This window comes from Trichocoleus sp. FACHB-40, from assembly GCF_014695915.1.
In the GTDB taxonomy this organism is placed as follows: domain Bacteria; phylum Cyanobacteriota; class Cyanobacteriia; order Cyanobacteriales; family FACHB-T130; genus Funiculus; species Funiculus sociatus.
The window spans coordinates 1-1,778 of sequence record NZ_JACJPF010000001.1 but is presented as its reverse complement, the minus strand read 5'-3'; the positions used below and the strand labels follow the sequence as shown (position 1 = coordinate 1,778).

3 protein-coding genes are annotated in these 1,778 nt (G+C 45.4%); all 3 read left to right on the top strand.

Annotated elements, in window-relative coordinates:
* Positions 1-245: family 1 glycosylhydrolase (locus H6F63_RS00015; protein WP_190633818.1), on the top strand; the 245-nt coding region annotated here is incomplete at its 5' end.
* A 216-nt stretch (positions 246-461) separates the two neighbouring features.
* Positions 462-884: an EndoU domain-containing protein gene (locus tag H6F63_RS00010; RefSeq protein ID WP_190633816.1), complete on the top strand. Its 423-nt coding sequence runs from the start codon at positions 462-464 to the stop codon at positions 882-884.
* Between the two features lie 426 nt (positions 885-1,310).
* Positions 1,311-1,751, top strand: a complete 441-nt coding sequence (locus H6F63_RS29690) for an AbrB family transcriptional regulator (protein WP_190633821.1) — start codon at positions 1,311-1,313, stop codon at positions 1,749-1,751.
* Positions 1,752-1,778: the final 27 nt, after the last annotated feature.

Here is a 1,778-nt window from a genome sequence, read left to right as displayed (position 1 = left end):
AGGTAATTGATACAGATCGCATTATGTATTTACGCCAGTATTTGAAGGCGGCTCATCGAGCCATTCGTGAAGGTTATCCCCTGAAAGGTTACTTCCTCTGGAGTTTTATGGATAACTTTGAGTGGCCTTACGGTTATAGTCGCCGCTTCGGGATTACCTATGTCGATTACAAGACACAACAGCGCATTCCCAAAGCCAGCTTTAATTGGTACGCAGAGTGCATTTGTCAGAACCGGGTGGTTTAGGAAATTGTGCGAACTGACAAGTCAGCGCAACGCGATCGCACAACTATCCAAAGTTGTTGAAAGCTTGAAAGACAGCAATGCTAAGAGTACAGCCCCAGCCTGACTACCCAGCAAAAAACTGTCATGTTGAGCAAAACGCTAGTTTAGCGAAGAATCTCGGATATCTTAAAGCCGCACCTCAGAATTGGCTTAAAAGCCTTAAAAGGTGGTTAAGCAATGCGAGATAAAATCCTCTATGGGGAGCGAGTTCCGAATCCCAACTCGCCTGGTGGTCTTTCCAACAAACTGATAGGCGCACACTCACCAAAAATTAAAAGCCGTTCGGATTTCGATGTCGAGGTTCTTAGCAATAACCCAGATGGCACAACAACTGTTAAGTTAGTTAAAGAATTTCCAGATGATAGCGTCTCTAAAATCAAGAAGTCCACTTTAGCACCGGACAGTTGGAGCGATGACAAGATTATCGAGGTGACAAACCAAGTAGCTTGTACTTCACCTGTTGCAACAAGTTCGCGGGGTGATAGTTCAACTTTGCATCGGCAGATTGTTGATGGCGTAGAGTGGGAAGTAATCAAGGATTCGGCGGGAAATGTGACATCCTCTTACCCCACTGGCGGCAATCCGACGACCAATTTCTGAGGCGACGGGACTATGACGACTTTCCAAGAGCTAGATGTGTATTTAAGCCAAGATTTCTCGGAGGACTATTGGGCTGATGACGCTAGTTTATATGCGCGTGAGCTGGTTAAACAACTGACTACAGAGGATTGGAATGCTCTTCACGCCTCTTGGCAAAATCGCTCAAAGGACTGGCAGGTGCGCTGTGCCGAAATTCTCGACTGGGGAGAGGCGCGTCAGGCAGTTCCTTTGCTGCTGGAGATAATTGGGGAGGAAGATGACGAGTTGACATTAACAGCGGCTGATTCCTTGAGGTCGATAGGTTTAGCGGAGCTATATTTGCCTGTAGGCGAGAAGGTCTTGGAACGTTTGCAAGTGGTGGCTCAGAAGGGTAATCTTGCTAAACGCATTATTAATGAGCTACTGAAAAAGCTACAAGTTCAATCACTGGAAAAGTCTAAAAAAAGAGAGACTCTAACTGGTGAGGCGTTACTCAAAAACGTAAAGAAGCTAGGAAACTTGAGCAAACAAGAAAAGGCTACAGCTTGTGGCTACTACACTGCCACTAAAAGCGGCGTAAAGCGGGTCAATATGATGAAGTTCTTGAATGCCCTTATTGATGCTGAGGGCATACAGCTTAATGGCAGTCAGCAAGAGAGTATTCATCGTGGAGAGTCTTCTCTTAACTATCGCATTAGTGTGCAGGCTAACGGCAATCTGATAATTGGCTCCGCTTATACCAAACAGATGGGTTTGAGTCCAGGAGATAAATTTGAAATCTCTCTGGGACGCAAGCATATTCATCTCCGACAACTTGATCGAGAAGAAATGCAAGAATCGGAGGGGGAGTTAACCTTCCGAGACGATGCTAGAACAGCAACAAAATGACAGATGAGGAAACAAAAGTATTGTATT

What these genes read in the sequence shown, in the direction of transcription:
- H6F63_RS00010 (WP_190633816.1), top strand. Translation starts at nt 462, where the DNA reads ATGCGAGATAAAATCCTCTATGGGGAGCGAGTTCCGAATCCCAACTCG.